Source organism: Limnoraphis robusta BA-68 BA1 (genome assembly GCF_034932365.1).
In the GTDB taxonomy this organism is placed as follows: Bacteria; Cyanobacteriota; Cyanobacteriia; order Cyanobacteriales; family Microcoleaceae; genus Capilliphycus; species Capilliphycus robustus.
In genome coordinates, this window is the sequence record NZ_JAYGHR010000071.1 from 80,917 (window position 1) to 99,685 (window position 18,769).

Sequence of the window (18,769 nt, forward strand, 5' to 3'; positions counted from 1 at the left end):
CATTTTAATCCATACAGAGACGTTCGGCCGGAACGCCTCCGAACGGTGAGAAAACTTAAGAAATTTCGCGGACTAAGGGTTTTCCGTCTTTGATTTCTCCGACTAATATCACGTCAGCAACGCCCACAAACAAACCATTTTCTAATACACCGGGAATATTATTGAGGGTTTTTTCTAATTCTGCGGGGTTATCAATGGAGTCAAACTTGACATCAATTACCATATTTCCTTGGTCGGTAATCACTGGCCCTGCTTTTTTAACGCCCATTCGTAGGGTAGGTTTTCCGCCTAATTTTTCGATTTTTTGCATCACGGGAGTAATGGCTAAAGGCATCACTTCTACAGGTAGTAAAAATGTTGATCCGAGTTTATCAACCAGTTTAGAACTATCCACAACCACGATAAATAGATCGGCTAAAGTATCGACTATTTTTTCGCGAGTATGCGCCGCTCCTCCGCCTTTAATGAGGTTCTTATTTGGATCAACTTCATCGGCGCCATCAATGGCAATATCCATGTGATCAATGTCATCTAATGTGACGAGTGGAATGCCATATTGTTTGGCAAGTACAGAGGCTTGAAATGAAGTCGGAACGCCCTTAATATCTTTGAGTTCTCCACTTTGAATACGTTCTCCTAAATACTGAAGGGTGTAGGCTGTGGTTGACCCCGTACCCAATCCGACAATTGAACCGGACTGGACGCGATCGGCGGCGGCTTTTCCGACTTGCTGTTTCATTAATTTAACAGGATCTTGTTCGCTCATGTTGATGATTCCTAAATTTAGAGTCGTTTTTGGACAATTGGCAATTAAAATTTTAATTACCCCCTGTTTACTTTAGCGCGTTAGGTGCATTCTAGAATAGTAGATCGGTTTAAATTGCAACTTTGAGGGTGAATTCTCAAGGTGTTACCATCAAATTGACAAATCTCATGCTTACCCAATTTGCGACTCGTCTAAAAATGGACTTAACTTGGCTATTCTCCATGATTTCTCAGAAGATTGCAAAATATAGGGTCATCTCATCTGACCCTAATTTATCTTTTTGACAATCTCATCGGTATCCTACCACAATTATTAAAGTAGATCAAATCTGACTGTAATTTTCAATAGACAACGCTTAAATCAAGGAGTTTTGTGTGAATTTTTCATCAGTTGAGACTTGTTTTAAAACCGGAATTGAGTTTCAAGAAGCGGGGAACTTTGAAGAGGCGATCGCCTCTTATCAGCAAGCCCTGAAAATGACTCCCCATCAACCCAAAATTTATCAGAAATTGGCGGAAGTCTTGGTTTTAAATGGGCAGTTGGAAGCGGGAATAAAAGCGATTCAAACGGCTATCAATCTTCAGCCCAATTTTGCTGTTGCTTATTTAAGCTTCGGTAATATCCTCCAACAACAAAATCAAATTGACTTGGCAATTTGGGCTTATACTCAAGCGTTGGATCTACAACCCAACTTCACAGAAGCCCGTGCTAACCTGGGCAGTATGTATTACCATTTAGGGCGTTTTTCAGAAGCGATTCACTGTTATCAACAGGCCATTTCGCTTCAACCGGATGCGGCTGTTATTTACTGGATGTTGGGTAATGCTTTTTATCAAACGCATCAACTCGAACAAGCGATTTCCTGTTTTCAAAAAGCAATTTACCTGGAACCAAAACAAGCTAAATTTTACTTAAAGCTTGCTTATATTTTAGCAGACAAGGGTCAAAAAATACAAGCTATCTCTTATTATCAAACAATTATTAGATTACAACCCGATTGTTCAGAAGCTATTGATGCACTCGCTCAATTGACTCAAGCTTCTGTTCCTTCTAACTTTGCAGATAATCTCACAAGTTTAACCTTTCTTTCTGAGTCTAATGAACAATTTGAAGAAGGCGGCGTTGACTTAGCGAGTCCGTTATCAGAAGCAACAGAACCCGAACCAAGCCGTCACTCAACTCCAGCGACAACAGAAGAAATTTTTGTTGAAAATACAGAACCGTTTGAGTTATCGTATAGCAATTTTCCCGACTTACAAGCCTATCGATCTCAAGCGAATTTATATTGTAATCAAGGTCAATTTGAAGAAGCAATCGCCCTTTGTCAGCAAGCTTTAAAAATACAACCTAATTTTCTACCCGCTTACGTTACATTAGGCAATTCACTCTACTTTCAAGGCAAACTAGAAGCGGCAATTCGCGCCTATTCTCAAGCATTAGAACTTCAGGAAAACTTAGCGGAAATCTATGGAAATCGCGGCACAATGTACGCCAAACTTGATCGAATAGATGAAGCGATCGCTGATTATCAAAAAGCCCTGGAATTAGAACCCAATCTCACCGTTGTCCATTGGAATTTAGGAAAGATTTTTCAACGTTTGGGAAGACTGGATGAAGCCGCTTCATGTTGGAAAACAGCCTTAGAAATTCAACCGAACTTGAGAGGGGCAAAACTACAGGTTGAATTAGGTAATCTTCTCAAAAATCAGAAAAAATTTACAGAAGCTATTTCCTGCTATCAAAAAGCCTTAGAAATCCAACCCAATGAAGCGGAAGCCTATGTTAATTTAGGGTGTCTCTACTCCGAACAAAAAAATTATGAAGCCGCAATTCAATGCTTGAAAACCGGAATTAAACTCAATCCTCATCATCCAGATTTATATTTAAATCTAGGCTTTGCTTTAGTTAATTTAGGGCGCACCCCAGAAGCGATGAACTGTTATCAAACTTTGCTACAAGTTCAGCCAGATACTTCAGAAGCTTATGCAAGTTTAGGGAATCTTTATTCGGGTGCGGGTCAAGTTGAACAAGCCATTAAAAATTACGAACAAGCGATAAAAATTAAACCAGACTGGGCAGAAATATACTGTCGTTTAGCCCATATTCAAAAGCAAGATCAACCCCAAGCCGCAATTAAAAACCTAGAAAAAGCGATTGAACTTAACCCCAACTATATTGAAGCCCATCAACAACTTTGTGATCTTCTTAGTCATTCAACAAATCTGACGAAAGCCCGAAAAGCGGCTGATCAATATTGTCAACAATGCGGTGAAAAAGTTCCGGTTTTATCAGCCATTGCTTATATTTTTGCTTATACTCAATCCGGGGCTTGTCAACAATCACTTACAAAACTCATAGAACTTGAAATAATTTGTCAGGAACGCATCAAAACCTTCTCCCTATTTGAAGTGAATCTACTGTATGAAATTTTAATTTTTATTGTTTCTCATGTGCGAGATGCTTTAGTTGATAATGCCAATCTCTATAAACTCATCGCGGCTGAATATTATCAAAGACGAGTGCTACAACCGTTAAAAATTGTTGAAAATCCGGCAAGTTTATCACCGAACGCTTTAAAAATAGGTTTTATTTCCAAACACTTTCGTCGTCACTCTGTCGGTTGGTGTAGTGAAGCTATTATTCGGGAATTATCAGCAATTACACCCCATGTTCATCTGTATGTAAGCGGACGATTACAAGCCGATGCAATCACCCAAAAATTTGAACAAATCGCCCATAAATTATACTGGCCTAAGTCCTATCCGAATGGCTTTGCTTCTGCCGAAGAATTAGCCCAAGAAATTTCACAGGATCAAATTGATATTTTAATCGATTTAGACTCCGTAACTGTCCCCGCAAACGTACAGATTTTAAATTATTCACCCGCTCCCGTATGTCTAACTTGGCTGGGTTTTGATGCCCCTTATATCACCGATAAACACTATTTTCTCTGTGACTGGAATACTCACCCAGCAGGACGAGAACAACATTATCGTGAAAAATTAATTCGCTTACCGGAAACTTCGGTGGCGATTTCAGGATTATCGAGTCATCAAGTGAATCGAAATATCATTAGAAAACAGCTTGGAATTGATGCAGATAAACTGGTTTATTTATGTGTGGCTCCCGGTCGAAAAACGAACTTTGAAATGATTGAAGCACAAGTTAAAATAATGAAAGCTGTACCGGATAGTTTAATGATTCGTAAAGGTCAAGGCGATCATCTTTTAATTCGAGAAATGTATCATCAAGCTTGTGAAGAACAAGGCGTAGATTTTAATCGGATTCTGTTTATTGGATTAACTAAAACAGAGGAAGAACATCGGGCGATTTATCAAGTTGTTGATGTTTTATTAGACTCCTATCCTTACAACGGTGGAACTCACAATTTAGAAGCCTTGTGGTCAAATTTACCGATTTTAACGAGAGCAGGTGAACAATATCTTTCTCGCATGGGTTATGCTTTTTTACAAGCAGTTAATCTGGATCAAGGTATCGCTTGGAGTTGGGAAGAATACACAGAAATCGGGATAAAATTAGGAAGGGATGCAAATTTGAGAACTCAAATTAGAGAGCATTTAATTGGGTCAAAACAACCGGAAAAATTAGCACCCCTATGGAATCCGAAAAAGTTAGCTCAAGAAATGTATAAGGTGTTTGAAAAATTACGCTTTGAAAGTCACTAAGTTCTCTTTCTTAAGACTGAATTTTAAATCAAACCTAAACCCATGAGAACTTTTTCTTTATCTGATAAATTGCCGATCATTCGTTGAGAGGGTTCAGGTAAAGCTTTAATCAGTGTAGGAACCGCAACAATATTTTCAGCTTGTAACAATTCGGGCTGTTTATAAATGTCGATCACTTCTAATTCATGTCGTCCTGCTAGATATTCATCACAAATCTTTTTAAGATTTTTCAGGGCGATCGCAGACTGTAAGGTTGTTCCCGCAATATACAAACGCAAGCTGTAATGTTCCTCTCTTTTTTCAATTAAAACTTTCTCGAAGGCTTCAATAGAGTTTTCAGTAGACTTTTCTTTCATAGCTTATCACCGCCTTGATTTGTATAAACTTTATGAATTTCTAATCCCACTAAAATCTTTTCTTTGTTAGACAGATCTCCAATAATCTTCTTAAAAGGTGTCGGCAGTTTTCTCACTAAAGTGGGCAAAGCAATAATTTGATCTTGTTTGGCTATCTGGGGATTTTCTAACAAATCAATCACTTCAATGTTATATTGCTCCCTCAAATATTCCTCACAAACTTTTTTCAAATTTTCAAACGCCTTTATTGAACGATCTGTATGTCCAGCAACATAGAGTTTAAACTCCCAATGATCATTGGAAGCTAGGGCTTTAACTGGCTCGTAACTTTCCACGTTTTCCATCAATTTAATTGGTAATTATTCCTGCGAAATCTATAAAGTTATCCACAAAATCAGAACTTTAAAACTTAGTTCTCCCAACTGATTTGTTCATCGGCTTGACGCCTTTTCGCCATTGTTATTCTGTCTTGGAACAATAGATCTTGTGAACATTGTTCATACTGCATCATCAAATCTAGTTCTTCTTGTTCCGCCTCCAGTTTAGCTTGCAGAGCTTCAATTTTTGATCGGACTATCACTTGTTGACGCTCTAGTTCTCTCTGTCTACGTTCAAACTCCTGCTTCCGAGCCAATTTATTTGCTCTTTCTTGAGCCTCTTGAATGGTGCGAGCGCTTCCAGTCAGAACCTGACCTTGCCCTAAATACACATCACTCAGTTGAATTCCCTGCTTCGTTAACAGCATTTCTCGCATTTGATTGGAGTGTTCCATCCCCCGAGATTTCAACACATAAAGCAGACGATTTCGTTCACCATTGGTTTCAATCATCCGTACTTCTAACCAAGTATCCATCAAGGATGAAACGCCAATTTCAGTAAACTCAAGAGGATTGCCACCGGCAATTAAATTCGTCAATAAAACCGTGATTTGTTTGCTCTTGAAAAAGTCAATCAAACGGAATAAAAAAGCTTTAGCTTGTGTTAACGTTCCGCTCATCGTCAGATTACTCATCGGATCAATAATCACAACGCTGGGCTTGACTTGATGAATCAGGCGGTACAATGTAACTAAATGCAACTCTAAACCTGTAGCTGTGGGACGTTCAGCCTTGAATGTCAGTAATCCTTTTTCAACAAAAGGTTCTAAATCAACACCCACAGAACGCTGGTTACGGATAATTTGCTTTGGCGCTTCCTCAAAAGCAATATACAGACAATGTTCTCCCTGGCTACAAACGGCTTGAGCAAAATGGGCGGCGAGAGTGGTTTTTCCGGTTCCGGCGGTGCCTGTAATCAGAATACTACTTCCTCGAAAATAGCCTTCTCCTCCGAGCATGGCATCCAAACGAGGAATTCCGCTTGAAATTCGTTCATTAGAAACTTCATGTTCCAAACCGACAGAAGTAATCGGCAAAACCGAAATGCCATTTTGATTGATCAAAAACGGATATTCATTGCTTCCGTGACAAGAACCTCGATATTTAATAATTTGTAAGCGACGAGTTGAGACTTCCTCTTGGATACGCTGATCGAGTCTGATCACGCAGTCAGAAACATATTCTTCTAAACCGTGTCGAGTCAGACTATTATCGCCCCGTTCTCCAGTGATAATTGCGGTGACTCCTTTGGTTTTCAGCCAGCGAAATAACCGTCGTAATTCCGCTCGGATAATCGCAGTATTAGACAGTCCAGCAAACAAGACTTCAATCGTATCGAGAACAACCCGTTTGGCACCGATGAGATCAATCGCACAACCTAAGCGAATAAATAAAGCTTCTAAATCATATTCGCCGACTTCTTGAATTTCTTCGGGGTCGATGTGAACATAGTCAATACTGATTTTATTTTCCGCCGTCAGTTGGTCTAAATCCCAACCCAGAGAAGCGACGTTTTCAGTCAATTCTTGAGCTGTTTCTTCAAAGGCCATAAACACGCCCGGTTCATTGTATTGAACGGCACCCCGCACCAAAAACTCCATTGCTAACAAGGTTTTACCGCAACCCGCCGTACCACAAACCAGAGTTGGCCGTCCTTTTGGCAGTCCGCCCAGAGTAATTTCATCTAATCCATTGATGCCTGTCGAACACTTGGGCAGTTCTTTTTGTGGTGATGGAATTTGACGATTAAGTTCGAGCATACTAAAGCTTTTTCAATCCCTAATTTAACGATTTTAAAATCAACAGCATTTTTCATGCTTTCCCAAAGTTTATGAAAGATAGACCTTCTATTCTATTCTATTCTAGCTAGCTTCCGCAAAAATATCATCCAGCCCGAAAAATTTCTGAGATAAACTTTAGGATTTTCTCAAAAAAGTCGGTGGGTCAAACACAGTAGCACTCAAGGTTTCAGGTGTTCAACTTCACCGACTCTATAAGTTTTGTGAAATTATTGTGAATTGAAACTCAATCGTGCAATTGCCGATCAATCAAACGACCTAACGTTTTCATCGCCTGTTCGAGTTGATATGACCAGGGTATTCCACAGTTGAGACGGAAGCAATTTTGATAACTTCCTGAAACCGAAAAAATCGCACCAGGGGCAATACTAATTTTATGCTGAAAAGCCTGATGATAAAGGAGCATTGAATCAAATTTTGGCGACAATTCAACCCACAAAACATGACCGCCCGTTGGTCGAGTTACCTTGGTTTCATCGGGAAAATATTCATAAATCGCTTGCGTCATTCTGATCACTTTTTCTTGATAAGAACGCCGCAATTGTCGGAGGTGGCGATCATAGCCTCCATTGGATAAAAAAGCAGCGATTGTAAGTTGATTGACCGGAGCGGTGTTAATATTCGTAATCAATTTTAGCTGTTCAATTTCCGTTTGATAACGACCCGGAACCGCCCAACCTACGCGCAAACCGGGAGATAATGTTTTACTGCAAGATGCACAATACAACACTAATCCCTTGCGATCAAAAGCTTTAATCGCTTTCGGACGATTTCCCTCAAAGCCTAAATCTCCATAAACATCATCTTCCACCAACGGCACATCATACCGTTCTAAAATTTCTACCAATTGCTTTTTCTTGTGATCACTCATACAACTTGCTAAAGGATTACTAAAATTAGAAACGACAGCGCAAGCGGCAATATTTCCTTGTTGAAGTGCGGCTTCTAATTCTTCAAGAATTAACCCTTCTCGGGTATGAGTTGGCAGTTCTAATGCTTGTAAATGCAACGATTCTAAAATTTCTAATAAGCCATAATAACAAGGCGACTCAATGGCTACTGTATCTCCCGGTTTAGTCACCGCCCGTAAAGACAAATAAAGCGCTTCTGTCGTGCCATTTGTCACCAATATCTGTTCAGGCGTGATCGAACAACCCGCATCCATCAGACGACGGGCGACTTCGTGACGAAGCGGTTCGCAACCCGGAAGCGGATCATAGGCGTGACAAACTTCAGGGTACTGGCGCATCACCTGTCCCATTAAACGGTTGAGGGCTTTGATAGGAAACAGTTGAGGATCAGCCACCGCCGCCCCTAAACGGATAATACTCGGATCTCGCAGGGCGACGTTGATCCGAAACGCGATCGAGCTGTCCACCTGATAAATGCGACGGGGAGGCGTGGAAGGCTTCGGTTCATCGCGATAAGACAACAAAGAGGTTTGTTTGACAAAATAACCCGACTGGGGACGCGCCCCAATAAAACCCCGATCTTCGAGGAGGCGATAGGCTTCTAACACCGTCGAGATGCTGACGTTCATCTGTTTGTGCATCCGTCTGACCGAGGGAATGCGATCGCCCGGTTGCAGCGTGCCTTCTTCTATGAGGGACTGGACGCGATAGGCGACTTGTTCATACAAGTTGGTGCGATCTGATTTTTCCAGAGGTTTGAGGTTCATAGCGGTCAAGTGTGAGGCTCTCAAGATAGTGATCAATACAGTTCTAACCGTTTACTCGCATAACAGTTACTTAAAGTTAAAACTGTTATGGTTACAAATAATTATAACTGCCTCTGTTTTATTGCCGCTAAGTTCGGCATGATGATAATCAGCAATAACAGGAGTTAAAACTCTAAAAATATTCAGGATGTAGATGAAAATTAACTGAGGAGTAATTGCCATGAAAACCACTGCAAATTCCAGATCTTTACCGTCTTTTGATTTCGTTTCAAAGAGCCACAACTTTGAGCGAAAACTTGCTAAAATATTAGTTCGTCTCACTCAAGCTATTCTCCGATTTTTAGTCGGCAGTTCAGAACCCAAAATTTGGCAAACTCAAAGACGAGATCAAACTTTAATTTGGCACGTTTACGATCCGCAAACCCAACGTTCCAAAGAATTTTTCAGTGAGGAGGAACTAAGAATTTGGCTAGAACAACGCTATTATAGCAGAAGTCAGGAGACAGGAGACAGGAGACAGAATTGAAACCTTTATCATAAAAGGATTTGACAGAAAAACAGTGGGTAGAAACCCGGTTTCTAGCAGAAACCGGGTTTCTGGTTTGTACCTCATACGAGCGCTATTCTCATTAACTAATAATAAGAGCTAATCATCATCTTTGGAGATTTTATGCTAATCTATGACTTCAAAACCAACACCCTTGACTCGAAATCCGTTCAAAACCTACAGATCCTATTAAATCTCATTCATCAATTCTGGAGATTTAGTAAAAATTACGGCGACTTGATCGCCACGCCCTTACAATATCGGGAAAAGTGGAATAAAACTCAGAACCGGAAATAGATTACAAGCCTTGTCTCAAAAACCCACAGGCGGGTTCACCTCAATTTATTCATCCCACAAATAAGCTTGCTCAACCCACCCTAGAGGACTTAATAAAGTTAAACTGTTCGTCATTTCAACCTGATGATCAATTAAAGCAAATCATTAATTATAGTCCGATCCTCTAAGTCGTTACCAATAAAAAACAGGTTTAAAGCCCCGTCGTTCACGACGGATTATTGTATGCTACAATAACTTATCGTGGTGCAACAATGATAGACATGATTGTCTATGAAATGAAGCTACAAGGAACAAAAGCCCAGTACAAAAGGTTAGACGAAGCTATCCGTACTGGTCGCTTTGTTCGCAACAGCATCATTAAAGCATGGATAGACGGTCAAATCAAAAGTCGTAACGATGCTTATACCTACTGCAAACTGTTGTCAGACAACCCGAGTTTTCCCTGGGTAAACCAACTCAATTCTATGGCTCGACAAGCCCACGCAGAAAGAGCATGGGCATCCATTGAGAGGTTCTATAAGAATTGTCGGCAAAAAATATCCGGTAGAAAAGGATTCCCAAAGTTTAAAAAGTACCAAGTTCGAGCATCTGTTGAGTACAAAACATCGGGTTGGGTGCTTTCAGAGGATAGACGTTATTTAACGTTTTCTGATAAGTTTCAAGCAGGTACATTTAAACTTTGGGGTAGCCGAGATTTACACTTCTATCAACTCCAACAAATTAAACGGGTTAGAGTGATTAGAAGACACGATGGGTATTATGCTCAATTTTTAATCGATCATACCAGAGAGGAAAACAAAGAACTCAGTAACAAACAAACAGGTTTGGATGTCGGTTTAAACCATTTCTACACAGATTCCACCGGGATACAGGTAGAGAATCCCCGTTTTCTAAGAAAAGATGAGCGACGAATTAAAAAGCTGCAACGTCGGTTATCTCGAACAAAAAAGGGAAGTCAAAACCGCTCAAAAGCCAGAAATCGTTTAGGTAGAAAATATCTTAAGGTTTCACGCAGGCGTAACGATTGGGTTTGTAAACAGGCCCAACACGTCATACAGTCTAACGACTTGGTAGCGATAGAAAACCTACGGATACGCAATTTGGTGAAAAACCATCATTTAGCCAAATCAATTAACGATGCGGCTTGGTACAGGTTTAGAGAATGGTTAGAGTATTTTGGGAGAATTTATGGGGTGACAGTGATTGCTGTTGAACCCGCATATACTTCTCAAAACTGCTCAAATTGCGGTGAAAAGGTTGTCAAAACTCTCAGTACGAGAACTCATAAATGTCCTCACTGTGGGTATGTAGCAGACCGGGATGAAAACGCCGCCAAAAACATTCTAAAATCTGCATTAAAACAGCTATCAAATACCGTCGGGCAGATGGAAATCAACGCCTCCCGAGAGACTGATCTCTGCTTAAGTGGGGAAACCCAGTTGAGTAAGTCAACTCGACGAAAGAGGAAACCCAAACAGTGATGTTTGGAATCTCCGTCGTTTACGGCGGAGAGGATGTCAATCCTAGTCAATTTCAATCCGTGCATAAGAGGAGTGAGGATACAATCTAGTAAAACATAGCTGTTCCGTGTAATTGATTTGAGGAAAAAACGACATGACTCAGACTACATCAAACTCAGAAAATACAGATAAATTTCAATTTTGGATTGATCGGGGGGGTACTTTTACTGATATTGTCGCCCGAACTTCATCAGGTCAAACACTCGCCCATAAACTCCTCTCAGAAAATCCCGAACGCTATCAAGATGCAGCCATTCAAGGGATTCGAGAAATCTTAGAATTATCTCCCGATGAACCCATTCCCAGCCATCGGATTTCTGAAGTCAAAATGGGAACCACCGTCGCGACAAATGCCCTGCTTGAACGCAAAGGCGATCGCACAGTTTTAGTGATTACAAAAGGGTTTAAAGATGCGTTAAGAATCGGCTATCAAAATCGCCCCGATATTTTTGCCCGTGAGATTATTTTGCCGGAAATGCTCTATGAAAAAGTTGTTGAAGTCAATGAACGTTATGATGTTTCAGGGAATGAATTAAAAGCGGTTGATCTTTCCTCGCTACAAACCGATTTACAAGCCGCTTACGATACCGGAATTCGGAGTTGTGCCATTGTTTTAATACATGGCTATCGTTACCCCAAACACGAACAACAAATCGCTGAACTTGCCCAAAAAATCGGCTTTTCTCAAATCTCCGTTTCTCACGCAGTCAGTCCGTTAATGAAGCTGATTAGTCGAGGCGATACAACAGTTGTTGATGCCTATCTTTCCCCGATTTTACGCCGTTATGTCGAACAAGTTTTGAGTCAGTTAAACAGTGGAAGTGAACCCGTTTCGTTACTGTTTATGCAGTCGAATGGTGGCCTAACAGATGCCCGTAATTTTCAAGGAAAAGATAGCATTCTTTCCGGGCCTGCGGGGGGAATTGTTGGGGCTGTTCAAACCAGTTTACGGGCAGGTTTTGAGAAAATCATTAGCTTTGATATGGGCGGAACTTCGACTGATGTTGCTCATTTTAACGGCGAATATGAACGGGAATTTGAAACAGAAATTGCAGGCGTGCGGATGCGAGTTCCGATGATGGCTATTCACACCGTCGCCGCAGGTGGGGGTTCTATTGTGCGGTTTGATGGTTCCCGTTATCGGGTTGGGCCAGAGTCAGCCGGGGCAAATCCTGGGCCTGCTTGTTATCGCAAAGGTGGGCCGTTAACCGTAACAGACTGTAATGTAATGTTAGGGAAAATTCAGCCCGAATTCTTTCCGAAAGTGTTTGGAATTGACGGAAATTTAGCGTTAGATGGGGAAATTGTTCGTCAAAAATTCCAAGAGTTATCAACAGAAATTCAAACCCAAACCGGAAATCATCGAACTCCTGAAGAAGTGGCTGCGGGATTTATTGCCATTGCAGTGGAAAATATGGCAAATGCGATTAAAAAAATCTCATTACAACGAGGTTATGATGTTTCTAACTATACGCTTTGTTGTTTCGGGGGTGCTGGCGGTCAACACGCTTGTTTAATTGCCGATACTTTGGGCATTCAACAGGTATTTATTCATCCTTATGCGGGGGTTTTGTCAGCTTATGGAATGGGTTTAGCGGATATTCGGGCAATCCGAGAACGGTCAGTAGAAGCAACCCTAACTCAAGAATTAATCCCGCAGTTTCAAACTATTTTAACAGAATTAGAACGGGAATGTAAACAAGAATTAACGGCAAATTTAGAAAAAATGACTTCCGCAAAAGTCAATTTAAAATATCAAGGAACTGATTCCACCCTAACCGTTAATTTTGCCAGTTATCACACCATGAAAGCCGAGTTTGAACACAAACATCAAACTATTTATGGCTTTGTGCGAGAGGGGAAAGATTTAATTGCAGAATCTGTTTCTTTAGAAGTCATTCAACAGATGGAAACTCCCGTTGAAGCGCTCATTTATCGCACTCGTTCCCAGCCGCCTTTACCCATCGCAACCGTACAAATGTATACGCCCCAAGGATGGCAAAATACACCCCTATTTCAGCGAGAAGATTTACAACCTGGAGATGCAATTATCGGCCCTGCAATTATTATCGAAGGTACAGGAACTAACATTATAGAACCCAGTTGGCAAGTCACCTTAACCGAACGAAATCATTTAGTTTTAACTAAACTCAAAACCTCCAATTCTCAGTGTAAATTGACTTCAAATTCTTCAACTAATTCTCAACCCGATCCCGTGCGGCTAGAAATCTTTAAAAATTTGTTCCAATTTATTGCAGAACAAATGGGAATTACCCTACAAAATACAGCCGCTTCTGTTAATATTAAAGAACGCCTCGACTTCTCCTGTGCCGTTTTCGATCAACAAGGTCAACTCGTTGCCAACGCGCCCCATATTCCCGTCCATTTGGGTTCAATGAGTGAAAGCGTTAATAGTTTAATAAAAGCCAAACAACAGAGTCTAAAACCCGGGGATGTTTATATGCAAAATAATCCCTACGATGGCGGAACTCATTTACCCGATGTCACGGTAATTACCCCTGTTTTTGCTGTAGACTCAAACCAGATTTTATTTTATGTCGCCTCTCGGGGTCATCAAGCCGATATTGGTGGAATTACCCCCGGTTCAATGCCTCCAAATAGTACAACCATTGAAGAAGAAGGGATTTTAATTGATAACTTTAAATTGGTAAATCAGGGACAATTTTGTGAGGTAGAATTGTTAGAGTTGTTAAGGTCAGGACGCTACCCTTCCCGAAATTATGATATTAATATTGCCGACTTACAAGCCCAAATTGCCGCCAATGAAAAAGGCGTTCAAGAACTCAGAAAAATGGTTAATCAATACGGTTTAGAAACCGTACAAACCTATATGAGTTATGTACAGGATAACGCCGAAGAATCCGTGCGAAGGGCAATAGATGTATTGAAAGATGGCGAGTTTATCTATGAAATGGATGGCGGTAGTCAAATCAAAGTTAGCATTAAAATTAACAAACAAACTCGCAGTGCGACTATCGATTTCACAGGAACATCTCAACAGTTAAACAGCAACTTTAACGCCCCCCAAGCAGTCTGTAAAGCAGCCGTTTTGTATGTATTCAGAACCCTCGTTGATGATCATATTCCCCTGAATGCAGGCTGTTTAAAACCCCTGAATATTATTATCCCTGAAGGCTGTATGCTGAACCCTCGTTATCCGGCGGCTGTGGTGGCGGGAAATGTCGAAACCTCTCAAACTATTGTTGATGCTTTATACGGTGCGTTAGGCGTGATGGCAGCCTCTCAAGGTACCATGAATAATTTTACCTTTGGAAGCGATCGCCATCAATATTATGAAACCATTTGTGGCGGTTCAGGCGCCGGGAAAAACTTCAATGGTACCGATGCGGTTCATACACACATGACCAACTCTCGTTTAACCGATCCAGAAGTATTAGAATGGCGATTTCCAGTATTATTAGAAGAGTTTAGTATTCGCCCAAATAGTGGCGGAAAAGGTCAATATCACGGCGGAAACGGGATCACTCGAAAAATTCGTTTCCTCGAAAAAATGACCGCGAGTATTTTATCAGGACATCGCATTATTCCTCCTTTTGGACTGGCGGGAGGCGAAGCAGGTTTAGTCGGTAAAAATTCCGTTATTCGGAATGATGAAACTGTCGAAATATTGGGAAGTACCGCTACTATTGAAATCAACGAAGGAGATTTATTTATCATTGAAACTCCAGGCGGTGGCGGATATGGAAACCCAGATGTAAACCCATGAATTAAAAACACAAAGACACCGAGAAAACTTGAAAAATAATCTTTGTGTCTTTGTGTCTTTGTGGTGAGTTAACCCTTCCATAAAAGGCTTTTTTATTTTAATAAAAGTCAATCATAGGACTAGATTTTACTCGATTCTATAGCCTGGAATCCTTAAGTATTTGCTACAGATGATGGATGGGGAGATAGGGAGACCTTAATCTTGTCGAACTGTTGCAGGAGCGATCGCACATCCCAACTTGCCAGTATCGTATAAGATAATCAAACGACCATCGCTCAACTGTTGATCAACAATCACGTGAACGTCTTAGTTGTTGGAAATGGAGGCCGTGAACACGCCCTCGCCTGGACTCTACTGCGATCGCCAAATGTTTTACAGGTGATCTGCACCCCTGGAAATGGGGGAACCGCGACCCTCAAAGGCTGTCAAAATTATCCGATCGCGGTTGATGACTTTGAAGGAATTACCCGCATCGCTCAAGAATACAACGTTTCCCTCGTTGTCGTTGGCCCTGAAGTGCCACTGGCTTTAGGCATTACAGACCATTTACAAGCCCACAATATCCCCGTATTCGGCCCCAACCAAGCCGGGGCGCAACTCGAAGCCAGTAAAGCTTGGGCTAAAAAATTAATGCAGCAAGCCCAAATTCCCACCGCCGAAACTGCCGTTTTTACCGACGCAGACACCGCCAAAGCCTACGTTAAAACGGCACCGATTGTCATTAAAGCTGATGGTTTAGCCGCCGGAAAAGGGGTAACAGTTGCGAATACCGTTGAAATCGCTCATGCTGCCATTGATGCGATTTTTGCCGGAGAATTTGGTAGCGAAAACCTGACGGTGGTGGTCGAAGAATATTTAACAGGTCAAGAAGTCTCTATTCTCGCCCTCACAGACGGTTTAACGATTCGTCCGTTAATTCCGGCCCAAGATCATAAAGCTATCGGAGAAGGGGATACAGGGCCGAATACAGGCGGGATGGGTGCCTATGCTCCCACACCCATTATTACAGATTCTTTAACAGAACGTATTCAAACCCAAGTTCTCGAACCCACCCTCGCTACCTTGCAAACCTGGGGAATTGACTATCGAGGTGTGATTTATGCCGGGTTAATGATTAGCCCCGAGGGAGAACCCAAAGTATTAGAATTTAACTGTCGGTTTGGTGATCCGGAAACTCAAGCGGTTCTGGCCTTGTTAGAAACCCCTCTCGATGAACTTTTACTCGCTTGCTGTCAACAACGGTTAGCCCAATTTCCTCCCCTTTCTTGGAAACCTGGAGTCGCAGTCTGTGTGGTTTTAGCTTCCGGTGGCTATCCCGGTTCCTATCAAAAAGGCTATCCGATGACTGGACTCGAACAAGCCGAAGCCACAGGAGCAACGGTGTTTCATGCCGGAACGAAACTTCAAGGGGATCAGGTTTTAACCGATGGGGGGAGGGTTTTGGGGGTGACGGCCGTCGGTTCTACCTTTGAACAAGCGATCGCCAAAACCTACAAAGCGGTAGACTGTATTCAGTTTAACCAGATGTATTATCGGCGGGATATTGGGTTCCGCATTGCCAAACTTTAGAAAATCATAGCCAATCCATCAGGAGTTCTAAAATCAAGGTTATGGCTGTTTAACAAAACTTAACTTAAGATCAGCAGTGGGCATGATAGTGAATAGTTCGGTACACTAGCCCTATCGTTCACTAATCTATCCCAACTCCAAAACCTTAAGATCTCAAACCGTCGGGAGATGCTGGCAATTATAAAAAAAATCGGCGAAATTATAGCAAACTGGTGGTCGGAGTTTAACCTCCAGACTCGTTTAATGGCGGGAGCAACGCTGGTTGTTTCGCTATTGATGAGTGGTTTAACCTTCTGGGCGGTTAATACCATTCAAGAAGATGCGCGTCTCAATGATACCCGCTACGGTCGAGATTTAGGCTTGCTATTAGCCGCAAATGTCGCCCCCTTAGTTGCGGAAAACCAACGGGATGAAGTCGCCCGTTTTTCTCGACAATTTTATACCAGTACCTCCAGTGTGCGGTATATGTTGTATGCTGACCCCGACGGAGACATCTTTCTCGGTTTACCCTTTTCCGATTCGGCCGTCCAAAATTCTCTCACCCTCAGACGGCGGATGCAACTCCCGGAGAATTTCATTGCCAGTGTCAAAGGAGGAGATTTTACTTCAATTCCGATGGTACGCCAACACATTACCCCCGCCGGACAGGTGACAGATGTGTTTGTTCCCCTGATGCACGAAGGACAATATTGGGGAATTTTAGCGATTGGAATTAATCCTAATCCTACGGTGGTTGTCTCCTCTAATTTGACGCGAGATGTCACCTTAGCAGTATTTGTCTCAATTTGGGTGATGGTGATTTTAGGAGCCGTTTTTAACGCCTTAACCATTACTCAACCGATTAAAGAACTGTTGAGAGGGGTTCAAAATATTACCGCCGGGAATTTTCAGCAACGAGTCGATTTACCCTTTGGTGGAGAATTAGGGGAATTAATCGTTAGCTTTAATAAAATGGCTGAACGACTCGAAAGCTATGAGGCTCAAAATATTGAAGAATTAATGGCTGAAAAAGCCAAACTGGAAACTCTTGTTTTAACCATAGCAGATGGGGCAATTTTACTGGATGCTAAGTTAAACATTATTTTAGTTAATCCGACCGCTAAACGTTTATTTAATTGGGATGGAAAAAGTGTTCTTGGTGAAAATGTCATTCATCATTTACCCTCACCTCTTTTACAAGAAATTTCCCAACCGTTACAAAAAATTTCGGACGGAAATCAAGAAGGGGGAGAATTTCGCTGTTCTCTGAGCGAACCCACAAATCGCACCCTCAGAATACTTCTCAATACGGTTTTACTGCACAAAGCACCCGGATTAGATCCCCTCTGTGGAAGCTGTTTTAACCATGTTAATAAAACCTGTCATGATCCCGAATATCCCCGATCAACAGAATGTACTTTCTATGAAGAAGATGATCACTTGAAAATAGAAGATAAATATCGGGAAAGTCTCAAAGGAATTGCCATGACGATTCAAGATATTACCCGAGAAGTAGAGTTAAATGAAGCCAAAAGTCAGTTTATTAGTAATGTCTCTCACGAACTGAGAACCCCTTTATTTAATATTAAATCGTTTATTGAAACCTTACATGATTATGGCGAAGATTTAACCGAAGCCGAACGACGAGAATTTTTAGAAACGGCGAATCACGAAACAGATCGGTTGACTCGTTTAGTCAATGATGTGTTAGATTTATCTCGCTTAGAATCTTGTCGAATTTATCATTTTGAAGCGATAGATATTGCTCAACCCATTGAACAAACTCTACGAACCTATCAACTCAACGCCCGAGACAAAGAAATAGAATTGAGTCAGGAAGTAGAACCCGATTTACCCTCTGTTGTCGGTCATTATGATCTATTGCTACAAGTTTTTGCAAACTTAGTTGGTAACTCTCTCAAGTTTACCGAAGCGGGAGGACGAGTGATTATTCGCGCCTATCTTTTAGATGAAGAACCCAAATTTTACAGTAAAGAAGCCGAAGAAATCGAAAAAGGAGGATGGATTATTTCACCCCCGCCCCCTCGTCCGTTTGATGAACAAATAGAATCATATCCTCCCCAAGCTCAATATGTGCGAATTGAAGTTTCAGATACCGGAAGTGGAATTGCACCGGAAGATCAAGAAGCTGTATTTACTCGGTTTTATCGCGTGGAAAATCGAGTTCATACCCTAGAAGGAACCGGACTGGGATTATCTATTGTTCGTAATATTATGGAGAAACATCATAGTCAAGTTCACTTAATTAGTGAATTGGGTATCGGAACGACATTTTGGTTTGATTTAGCCGTTTATCAGGACATTTCAGGATTTCGTTCTCACACTCAAGAGATTGCATCTGGTGGTGAGTCTTTACCGATAACAAATAACTAAGAACGATCAATAGTCACATCCCATTTGGGCAAACCTTCAGAGAATTGTCAGAA

11 protein-coding genes are annotated in these 18,769 nt (G+C 41.4%); 6 read left to right on the plus strand and 5 right to left on the minus strand.

What is annotated here, in order from left to right; translation table 11 throughout:
• Window positions 1–55: 55 nt before the first annotated feature.
• The gene (gene rpiA, locus VB836_RS20125; RefSeq protein ID WP_046280115.1) at window positions 56–766 is read right to left on the minus strand and encodes a ribose-5-phosphate isomerase RpiA; all 711 of its coding nucleotides are present in this window, start codon (window positions 764–766) and stop codon (window positions 56–58) included.
• Between the two features lie 374 nt (window positions 767–1,140).
• Between rpiA and VB836_RS20130 the strand changes: the two genes are divergently transcribed.
• Window positions 1,141–4,452, plus strand: coding sequence for a tetratricopeptide repeat protein (locus tag VB836_RS20130; protein ID WP_323221944.1), 3,312 nt, complete (start codon window positions 1,141–1,143; stop codon window positions 4,450–4,452).
• A 23-nt stretch (window positions 4,453–4,475) separates the two neighbouring features.
• Here the strand turns inward: VB836_RS20130 and VB836_RS20135 are convergent, their stop codons facing one another.
• From VB836_RS20135 to VB836_RS20150, 4 genes are all read right to left on the minus strand, one after another.
• Entirely contained in the window at window positions 4,476–4,808 is a 333-nt protein-coding gene (locus tag VB836_RS20135) for a circadian clock KaiB family protein (RefSeq protein WP_323221946.1), read from the minus strand.
• On the minus strand, window positions 4,805–5,152 hold the full coding sequence (locus VB836_RS20140) for a circadian clock KaiB family protein (RefSeq protein WP_323221948.1): 348 nt from the start codon (window positions 5,150–5,152) through the stop codon (window positions 4,805–4,807). Before VB836_RS20140 ends, VB836_RS20135 begins: the two co-directional genes overlap by 4 nt.
• Before the next feature lie 65 nt (window positions 5,153–5,217).
• Window positions 5,218–6,945, minus strand: coding sequence for a circadian clock protein KaiC (gene kaiC, locus VB836_RS20145; protein ID WP_323221950.1), 1,728 nt, complete (start codon window positions 6,943–6,945; stop codon window positions 5,218–5,220).
• A 265-nt stretch (window positions 6,946–7,210) separates the two neighbouring features.
• The gene (locus VB836_RS20150) at window positions 7,211–8,662 is read right to left on the minus strand and encodes an aminotransferase-like domain-containing protein (RefSeq protein ID WP_323221952.1); all 1,452 of its coding nucleotides are present in this window, start codon (window positions 8,660–8,662) and stop codon (window positions 7,211–7,213) included.
• A 220-nt stretch (window positions 8,663–8,882) separates the two neighbouring features.
• Between VB836_RS20150 and VB836_RS20155 the strand changes: the two genes are divergently transcribed.
• From VB836_RS20155 to VB836_RS20175, 5 genes are all read left to right on the plus strand, one after another.
• On the plus strand, window positions 8,883–9,188 hold the full coding sequence (locus VB836_RS20155) for a hypothetical protein (RefSeq protein ID WP_323221954.1): 306 nt from the start codon (window positions 8,883–8,885) through the stop codon (window positions 9,186–9,188).
• A 578-nt stretch (window positions 9,189–9,766) separates the two neighbouring features.
• Window positions 9,767–10,987: an RNA-guided endonuclease InsQ/TnpB family protein gene (locus VB836_RS20160; RefSeq protein ID WP_323221971.1), complete on the plus strand. Its 1,221-nt coding sequence runs from the start codon at window positions 9,767–9,769 to the stop codon at window positions 10,985–10,987.
• Window positions 10,988–11,120: 133 nt separating this feature from the next.
• Window positions 11,121–14,774 (plus strand): hydantoinase B/oxoprolinase family protein, encoded by a 3,654-nt coding sequence (locus VB836_RS20165; RefSeq protein WP_323221956.1) that lies wholly within the window; start codon window positions 11,121–11,123, stop codon window positions 14,772–14,774.
• Window positions 14,775–15,071: 297 nt separating this feature from the next.
• Window positions 15,072–16,343, plus strand: a complete 1,272-nt coding sequence (gene purD, locus VB836_RS20170) for a phosphoribosylamine--glycine ligase (protein WP_046280470.1) — start codon at window positions 15,072–15,074, stop codon at window positions 16,341–16,343.
• A gap of 168 nt (window positions 16,344–16,511) precedes the next feature.
• Window positions 16,512–18,716 carry an ATP-binding protein gene (locus VB836_RS20175; RefSeq protein ID WP_323221959.1) on the plus strand — a complete coding sequence of 735 codons (2,205 nt, stop codon included), beginning with the start codon at window positions 16,512–16,514 and terminating at the stop codon, window positions 18,714–18,716.
• Window positions 18,717–18,769: the final 53 nt, after the last annotated feature.

Coding starts and splice junctions, on each gene's coding strand:
- VB836_RS20175 (WP_323221959.1), top strand. CDS start 16,512: ATGCTGGCAATTATAAAAAAAATCGGCGAAATTATAGCAAACTGGTGG.
- VB836_RS20150 (WP_323221952.1), bottom strand. CDS start 8,662: ATGAACCTCAAACCTCTGGAAAAATCAGATCGCACCAACTTGTATGAA.
- VB836_RS20160 (WP_323221971.1), top strand. CDS start 9,767: ATGATTGTCTATGAAATGAAGCTACAAGGAACAAAAGCCCAGTACAAA.
- VB836_RS20155 (WP_323221954.1), top strand. CDS start 8,883: ATGAAAACCACTGCAAATTCCAGATCTTTACCGTCTTTTGATTTCGTT.
- rpiA (WP_046280115.1), bottom strand. CDS start 766: ATGAGCGAACAAGATCCTGTTAAATTAATGAAACAGCAAGTCGGAAAA.
- VB836_RS20140 (WP_323221948.1), bottom strand. CDS start 5,152: ATGGAAAACGTGGAAAGTTACGAGCCAGTTAAAGCCCTAGCTTCCAAT.
- VB836_RS20165 (WP_323221956.1), top strand. CDS start 11,121: ATGACTCAGACTACATCAAACTCAGAAAATACAGATAAATTTCAATTT.
- VB836_RS20135 (WP_323221946.1), bottom strand. CDS start 4,808: ATGAAAGAAAAGTCTACTGAAAACTCTATTGAAGCCTTCGAGAAAGTT.
- kaiC (WP_323221950.1), bottom strand. CDS start 6,945: ATGCTCGAACTTAATCGTCAAATTCCATCACCACAAAAAGAACTGCCC.